This window comes from Micromonospora sp. NPDC005161, assembly GCF_053599855.1.
The window spans coordinates 22,181-29,744 of record NZ_JBSFYQ010000060.1; the positions used below are offsets into that span (position 1 = coordinate 22,181).

The 7,564-nt window shown below is 67.1% G+C and carries 8 protein-coding genes and 1 pseudogene; 5 read left to right on the forward strand and 4 right to left on the reverse strand.

Features of this window, described 5'->3' with window-relative positions:
• Positions 1-236: 236 nt before the first annotated feature.
• Positions 237-1,757, forward strand: a complete 1,521-nt coding sequence (locus ACWD5O_RS33745) for a non-reducing end alpha-L-arabinofuranosidase family hydrolase (protein ID WP_450087774.1) — start codon at positions 237-239, stop codon at positions 1,755-1,757.
• Between the two features lie 51 nt (positions 1,758-1,808).
• Here the strand turns inward: ACWD5O_RS33745 and ACWD5O_RS33750 are convergent, their stop codons facing one another.
• Positions 1,809-2,099 (reverse strand): hypothetical protein, encoded by a 291-nt coding sequence (locus tag ACWD5O_RS33750; RefSeq protein ID WP_450087775.1) that lies wholly within the window; start codon positions 2,097-2,099, stop codon positions 1,809-1,811.
• Positions 2,100-2,232: 133 nt separating this feature from the next.
• Between ACWD5O_RS33750 and ACWD5O_RS33755 the strand changes: the two genes are divergently transcribed.
• From ACWD5O_RS33755 to ACWD5O_RS33765, 3 genes are read left to right on the forward strand one after another with little or no spacing between them, the layout of a single operon-like run.
• Positions 2,233-2,442 carry a hypothetical protein gene (locus ACWD5O_RS33755; RefSeq protein ID WP_450087776.1) on the forward strand — a complete coding sequence of 70 codons (210 nt, stop codon included), beginning with the start codon at positions 2,233-2,235 and terminating at the stop codon, positions 2,440-2,442.
• A 53-nt stretch (positions 2,443-2,495) separates the two neighbouring features.
• Complete coding sequence (locus ACWD5O_RS33760) at positions 2,496-3,320, forward strand: rod shape-determining protein (RefSeq protein WP_450087777.1); 825 nt, start codon at positions 2,496-2,498, stop codon at positions 3,318-3,320.
• 30 nt (positions 3,321-3,350) lie between these two features.
• On the forward strand, positions 3,351-3,593 hold the full coding sequence (locus tag ACWD5O_RS33765) for a potassium transporter TrkA (protein ID WP_354962957.1): 243 nt from the start codon (positions 3,351-3,353) through the stop codon (positions 3,591-3,593).
• Positions 3,594-3,642: 49 nt separating this feature from the next.
• Here the strand turns inward: ACWD5O_RS33765 and ACWD5O_RS33770 are convergent, their stop codons facing one another.
• Positions 3,643-4,239 (reverse strand): TraR/DksA family transcriptional regulator, encoded by a 597-nt coding sequence (locus ACWD5O_RS33770; protein ID WP_450087778.1) that lies wholly within the window; start codon positions 4,237-4,239, stop codon positions 3,643-3,645.
• 400 nt (positions 4,240-4,639) lie between these two features.
• Between ACWD5O_RS33770 and ACWD5O_RS33775 the strand changes: the two genes are divergently transcribed.
• Entirely contained in the window at positions 4,640-5,269 is a 630-nt protein-coding gene (locus ACWD5O_RS33775) for a TetR/AcrR family transcriptional regulator (RefSeq protein WP_450087779.1), read from the forward strand.
• A gap of 34 nt (positions 5,270-5,303) precedes the next feature.
• Here ACWD5O_RS33775 and ACWD5O_RS33780 read toward each other — a convergent pair whose 3' ends face one another.
• Together ACWD5O_RS33780 and ACWD5O_RS33785 are read right to left on the reverse strand one after the other, a co-directional pair.
• On the reverse strand, positions 5,304-7,142 hold the full coding sequence (locus ACWD5O_RS33780; protein WP_450087780.1) for a glycoside hydrolase family 15 protein: 1,839 nt from the start codon (positions 7,140-7,142) through the stop codon (positions 5,304-5,306).
• A gap of 113 nt (positions 7,143-7,255) precedes the next feature.
• Positions 7,256-7,564, reverse strand: a pseudogene (locus tag ACWD5O_RS33785) (type I glutamate--ammonia ligase); the annotation flags it as partial.

Here is a 7,564-nt window from a genome sequence, read left to right on the forward strand (position 1 = left end):
TCCCGGAAATTGCGGCTTGACCAATGGCATGTTATCGCTCACAGTCGATGTCTGGGGACGACGGCACCTGCGGCTTACCGGGCGAGCCTGCTTCGTCGACCTCGAATCATCGCGTGCGCCAGGGCATGCCGACGTCTTGTTAGCGCTGACACCTCCGACGTATACGCCCGGCCACGCGTCCCGGTCCGCCAATCTCCCGGCAGACCGGTACGGCTCCTGGTCATTGGAGGAAGATCATGTCTGCCCTTGGTAGGTCTTCATCTCCCGCGCCGCCGTCGCGGCGGCGCGGAACATTGCTACGGGTCGTCGCGGCTGGCGTGCTGGCGGTGGTGGTCGGTGGTGCCGCCGCGGCGGTGGTGTCGACGCCCGCCGCCGCGGCGACGGTCGACACGAGCGCCTGGTACGTGTTGATCAACCGCAACAGTGGCAAGGCGTTGGACGTGTACAACCTGGCCACGAATGACGGTGCGCGGATCGTGCAGTGGGCGCGGAACAACGGCAATCAGCAGCAGTGGCAGTTCGTGGACTCCGGTGGTGGCTACTACCGGTTGCGGTCGCGGCTGTCGGGCAAGGTGCTGGACGTCTACAACTTCTCGACCGCCAACGGTGCGAGCATCGTGCAGTGGAGTGACGGTAACGGGGTCAACCAGCAGTTCCGGTTGGCCGACTCCGACGGTGGCTACGTCCGGTTGATCAACCGGAACAGCAACAAGGTGGTGGAGGTGCAGGGCGCCTCGACCGCCGACGGCGGGAGCATCGTGCAGTACGACGACTGGAACGGCAACAGCCAGCAGTGGCAACTCGTCCGCGTCGACGGCGGGGGCAACCCGACCACGCCGCCGCCGGGCACGTGCGCTCTGCCGTCGACGTACCGCTGGGCCTCGACGGGCTCGCTGGCCAACCCGAAGTCGGGGTGGGTCTCGCTCAAGGACTTCACCTACGCCCCCTACAACGGCCGGCACCTGGTCTACGCGACGACGCACGACACCGGGACCAGGTGGGGTTCGATGAATTTCGGCCTCTTCACCAACTGGTCCGACATGGCCTCGGCCAGCCAGAACACGATGTCCTTCTCCACCGTTGCGCCCACGCTCTTCTACTTCGCCCCGAGGAACATCTGGGTGCTTGCCTATCAGTGGGGTGGGACCGCTTTCTCCTACCGGACGTCGAGCGACCCCACCAATGCGAATGGGTGGTCGTCGGAGCAGGTGCTCTTCTCCGGAAGCATTTCCGGCTCGGGTACGGGACCGATCGATCAGGCACTGATCGGTGACAGCACGAACATGTACCTGTTCTTCGCCGGGGACAACGGGAAGATCTACCGGGCCAGCATGCCCATCGGAAACTTCCCGGGCAGTTTCGGCTCGACGTCAACGGTGATCATGAGCGACACGACGAACAACCTGTTCGAAGCCGTTCAGGTCTACAAGCTTCAGGGCCAGAACCGGTACCTCATGCTCGTCGAGGCGATCGGCTCGCAGGGACGCTACTTCCGCTCGTTCACGGCCACCAGCCTGGGCGGTTCGTGGACACCGCAGGCCGCGACCGAGAGCAACCCCTTCGCCGGCAAGGCCAACAGTGGCGCCACCTGGACCAACGACATCAGCCACGGTGAACTGGTTCGCGGCAACGCCGATCAGACCATGACCGTTGATCCCTGCAATCTGCAGTTGCTCTACCAGGGACGATCCCCCAGCTCCGGCGGCGACTACGGCCTCCTACCGTACCGGCCGGGCCTGCTGACACTGCAGCGCTGAGGTGAACGGGCGGGCTCGGTGCGAAGCCGAGCCCGCTGCCCTGGGTGCTCATCAACCGGCGCGGGCGCGCAGGACGAAGCCCACGGCGATTGTCCCCAGAACCAGAACGATGTAGAGGATCACCAGCGCCCTGCCCCGCCGTCGCTGCCGCACCGGTTCCGAGCCGGTCCGCTCAGAGCCGCGGGCAACGGCTGAGCTCAACTGCTCGAAACCCGCTACCTCCCCGGCTGGCGTCAACCAACTCGTCTCCTCCACATGCGGCAACGGTGGTGGACCGGAGACGTCCTGTGTCTCGTAGAGAGGTTCTATCCGCGGCGGCAGCCGACGGAACCGGTTGTCCATGCCACGACTGTGGCAGAGGCTGTAAAGCCGGGCCGATGCCAGTGAACGAGCGTGCACTGGTGACTGCCCGAGCCGTGGCAGTCACATAGTGCGAATGTGGCCGACACGCTGGGCGACGGCTATGGTTTGCGGCATGCAGGACCGGCGCACTTCTCGGCGCGTCGGCGAGCGGATGCCGCTGCCGACGATGCTGCTGCTTGCCGTCCTCGTGATGGTGCTCTCGGCCACCCGGTCGATCGGCCTGTGCATCGTGTTCCGCTTCGCACGGCGGGCGATCCCCGGTTGCGTGCCTGCCTGGTCGGCGGATCGTGCTCCGCCGCACCACGCGCGCGCCTTCGCCTGACCCACTCGCCCCGGCCCGCGCCGGTCCCCGCCTGGGAGCATCATGCCCACTTCGTGCGTTCCCGCATACCCGCTTCCGCCCTCGACACCTCCCGCCACCCAGACGCCGGGGCGGTGCACATGCTGACCCCCGGTGCGTACGCCCGCCCGGGCGTACGGCATCCTCTCGCTCTCGACCTGGGCACGTCGACCGTGCGGCTCTGGAGCCCGACGCGCGGTGCGGTCGTCACCGCACCGGCCGTCATCGCGCCGGGACCGTCCGGACGGCATCTCGTCGGTCACGCCGCGCTGGATGCGGTCGCCTCTACCGCCGGGAAACTCACCTGGCCGGTTCGTGACGGCGTGGTGGACAACTTCTTCGCCTGCGTGTACCTGCTGCGGGTGCTCAGCGCCGCCACCGGTCGGCCCAGCGATGACGAATCCCCGGTCCTGGTCGGCGTCCCGGCCACCGCGACGGTGCGGCAGAAGAACACCCTGATCGCGGTGGTACGTCGGGCAACCGGCGGGCGGGTCGCCGTGGTCGAGGAACCACTCGCGGCGGCGCTTGCCTGCCGTCCCGGACCCGACTCCGACGACGTGCTGGCCGTGGACATCGGCGACGGGCGTACAGAGGTCGCCCGCATCACCGACGGGACGGTCGTGGCCGCCGAACGCGCGGACGTGACCAACACGGTTGATCAGATCCCGGCGATCGCCGCTTGCGTGCGACGCCTGAACGCCGGACCGCAACTGGTCCGGCGGTTGCTGCTCACCGGTGGCGGTGCCACTCATCCGGATCTCGCCGCCCGGCTGGCCGCCATGACCGGCCGCACCGTGACCATGCCCGCCGAACCGCACCTTGCCACGCTCGCCGGCCTGCGCCTGCTGTTGACCCGCTGAGCCGTTTCGCCGCTTGCTTCTGGAGTCGTCATGAATGTCGAACTGACCCCGCTGCCCGGTATCGGGTTACGCCGCATGTTCACCACCGCCGAAGGCCGCCGCGTCGGCGTGGTCACGCACCATTCAAGCGGACGGCGCGATCTCGTCTACGAGTCCCACGACGATCCCGACGCCACCTGCAGCCTCACCCTGACCCGATCCGAGGCCATAGCCCTCGCCGGGCTCCTGGGCATCCTCGACGTCGTCGATGTCGCGGAACTGTCTCGCGCGTAGGACCTGTGGCTGCCGTGCCACCTGTGCGGCACGGCAGCCACATCCGGTGTCACCTGTTGTGCTTTTCCTGGCACGGCACGCAGAAGCGAGCGTGCGGGAGAACCTCGAGCCGCTCGGCCGGGATGTTCTTGCTGCACTTCTGGCAGGCACCGTAGGTGCCGTCGGTGATCCGGTTCAGCGCACCCGTGATCTGTTCGATGTTGCGGCGGGTGGCCGCCAGCAGCGCGGCCTGGTTGTGGGCCTCGCTGGGGTCGCCGGTGTCCGCGTTGAGCTCGGTCAGTTCCCGCAGCCGAGCCGTCTGTGTGGCGAAATCGTCCGCCAGGGACGCTCGCAGATCAGCCAGCCAACGCTGGTCGACAGTTCGATGATCGACGCTCATGGTCTGCCCTTCAAAAGGAACGGAAAAAGAAAAAGGGCCGAAGCTTGAATAGCTTCGCCCTGGCGGTCGTTCTGGGTGCAACGATTCCGCGGGAGGGCCTCGGTTGGTTCGCGCCGGGCTCGACAGCCTGTACGTGGGCGCGATGTGCGTTGTGCGGACAACCGGCACTCGCATCCCGGCCGTACGGCGCGCCGCCGTCGCCACGTGGACAGCGCCGACTGCCGTCACATCTGTGACGGCAGGCGAGCGGAACGTCACCGGCGGCATGCCTCCACCATAGGGCGATATTGCCCTAAAGCCAACGCCGTCCGACCAGATGATCACCGCAGCGGGCAGTCCGTGATCGGACCGGCGTGATCTTGTTGCCGTGCCGCCTGGGACAAACCTGGCGTGGCCTCGGAAGTCTCAGCCAGTCGGCGGCGTACGGGCATGAGCACGACCCACTCGCCGCGCCGTTCGTCGAATCCGGGCGGGCCGGAAAATGGGCGTACGACATCGACGATGGCAATGGGCTGGATTTCGCTGACCTTGGCCTTGGGCGAGTGCCGGCTTCCACCCGGTGACCAGGGGCTCGTTGAGCCAGCGCGTACCGGCACCGTGCCCCGGCCGGTCGGCGCGTGGGTCATCAAATCGGACGAATCGCGTCCGTTTATGGTAGGTTCTGGGGATGTCTGACCTGGACCCGGAGCAGGGCGTCCGCGCGGACGCCCGGCGCAACCGACGCCAGCTGATCGCGGCGACGCGGGAGGCGATCGCCTCCCGCGGGCTCGACGTCTCGGCTCTGGACATCGCGACGGCGGCGGGCGTGGGGGTGGGCACCCTGTACCGACGCTTCGGCACCAAGGAAGCGCTGCTCGACCACGCGGTGCTCGGCCTCTACGACGAGCTATGCGACGCGGCGCAGGTCTGTCTGGAGCGCCCCGATCCATGGGAGGGCCTGGCGGAGTTCGTGATGGAGTTGGCCGGAGCGCACCGGGACAGCCGCGGACTGGCCGAGGTCACCGCGGCGTGCGAAAGGCCGCCGTCGCCCGAGCTCGCACAGCGGACCACCGCACTGCAGGACGCTGTCGCGCGGCTGACCGAGCGGGCGCGCGCCGCAGGTGCCCTACGTGACGACGTGACCTGGCAGGACATCCTGATCTTCTCGCGGGCGGCGTTGGACACCGACCACTGCCTCGGCGTCGACGCGGGACCCGACGGGTGGCGTCGAGTCGTCACCATCCTGCTCGACGGGATACGCGCCCCCGGGCGAACCCCACTTGAGGGGCCTGCGCCGCACGTCCACGGGACAGGATGACGGACCTTGCGTGGGGTGCGAGGCGGCGCCCCCGTCACGCCTGCTTTCTTTGGCGGTCGAGGAGCTGGTCCAGGGCGGCCGCGGTGTTGATGAGGGAAAGGTGGCTGAACGCCTGGGGAAAGTTGCCGGTCTGCTCGCCGCTTGAAGCGATCTCTTCGGCGTAGAGGCCCAGGTGGCTACTGAAGGTCAGCATCTTCTCGAAGGCGAGGCGGGCGTCGTCAAGCCGTCCGGCGCAGGCGAGGGCTTCCACGTACCAGAAGGTGCACATGTTGAAGGTGCCTTCGTCGCCGGGTAGCCCGTCGGGGGAGGCGGCCGGGTCGTATCGGTAGACAAGGCTGTCGGAGACCAGTTCGTCCTCGATCGCGCGGAGTGTGGACTGCCACATCGGATCGGTCGGCGTCACGAAGCCGACGGACGGCATGGTGAGTAGCGCGGCGTCGAGAACGGACTCCCCATAGCTCTGGACGAAGGAACGGCGACGGGGGTCGTAGCCGTCCTCCATGATCTGGTTGTAGATGGCGCTTCGTTGCTGGTCCCAGCGGATGGTGTTGCCGGGGCGGCCGTGTCGTGTGGCGAGGCGTATGGCGCGGTCAAAAGCCACCCAGGACATCATCCGGCCGTAGGTGTAGTTGCGGGGGTGCCCTCGGCTCTCCCAGATACCTGCGTCGGGCTGGTTCCAGTTGTCGCAGAGCCAGTCGACGAGTTTGGCGGTGCAGCGCCAGACTTCATGTGGGGCGCGGATGCCTTGTTCGTCGGCGAGGTGCATCGCGTACAGCGCCTCACCGTGGATATCGAGCTGCAGCTGGTCGGTGGCGCTGTTGCCGACACGGACAGGGCCGGAGCCGCGGTGACCCTCGAAGTTGTCGAGTATCTCTTCAGGCGGAACCGGTGAGCCGTCGACGCGGTACATGATCTTCAGCGGGGTGCCGTTGTCGCCGGCTTCGTGGACGCGCTCGTCGAGCCACTCCGTGTACCGGCTGGCCTCCTCGGTGAACCCGAGCCCCAGGAGAGCGTGTACCGAGAATGAGGTATCGCGGATCCAGGTGTAGCGGTAGTCCCAGTTCCGGGTGCCGCCAACCTTCTCCGGCAGCGCGGCGGTCGGGGCCGCGATCATGGCGCCGGTGGGTGCGTACGTCATGAGTTTGAGGGTGATGGCGGAGCGCTCGACCATCTCCCGCCAACGTCCACTGTAGCTGGAGCGGCCGAGCCAGCGGCGCCAGTAGTCGTGGGTCTGCTCGAACATCGACTGGACCTCGTCAGGGGGGATGGCGCGGGGTCCGTGGGTGGAGGCGGTCTCCACAACCATCCCGCCGGTGTCGCCCTGATCCAACGTGGCGAACATGAGCAGGTCGTTGCAGATGTCGTGGATGTCGGAGTCGTCCACGAACCGCTCGACCGGGTGGACCGCATTGACTGTGAGTGTCATTGCGGAGCTGCGGAAGGCGGCGCCCTCGGCCCGCAACTCCAGATCGTGGTGGGTGCGGCCGTAGTTGAAACGGGGTCGACATTCGATGCGGAACCGCATACTGCCCCGAATCACCCTGAGCATCCGCACCAGCCTGTGCTGATCGGTGACCTGGTCGCCAGCGACCGGCATGAAGTCGATGAGCTCGCCGACCCCGTCTGGGCTGATGAATCGGGTAATCAGGATAGGCGTGTCGGGCAGGTACAGCTGTTTGCTCACGTAGTTGATGCCGTCGGGGGAAATGCGGAAGTATCCGCCGCGACGCCGGTCGAGCAAGGCCGCGAAGATGCTGGGGGAGTCGAAACGCGGCGCGCAGAACCAGTCGATCGTGCCATCGCGGGCGACCAGTGCGGCAGTCTGCAAGTCGCCGATGAGGCCGTGGTCCTCAAGGGACAGGTACTCCTGCACGCGGCCTCCACCCTGCCTACGGATCCTGGAGGCTCAACTCGCCAGCCTTCCATTTGGTCACGCGGTCCAGCAGGGAAGCGTGACCCGCTGCGGCTGCGCCACGTCCGGTCGAATCAGCAGTCGAAGTAGAGGGCGAACTCATGCGGTGTTGGGCGCAGCACCATGGGCTGAACCTCGTTCGTGCGCTTCCATTCGACCCAGGTGGAGATCAGGTCGGGGGTGAAGACGCCGCCGTCGAGCAGGTAGTCGTGGTCGGCCTCCAGGGAGTCGAGCACGGCCGGCAGTGAGCCCGGCACCTGCTTGACGTCGCCCCACTCCTCGGGCGGAAGGTCGTAGAGGTCCTTGTCGATCGGCGTAGGCGGCTCGATCTTGCTTTTGATGCCGTCCAGGCCGGCCATCATCATCGCCGAGAAGGCGAGGTA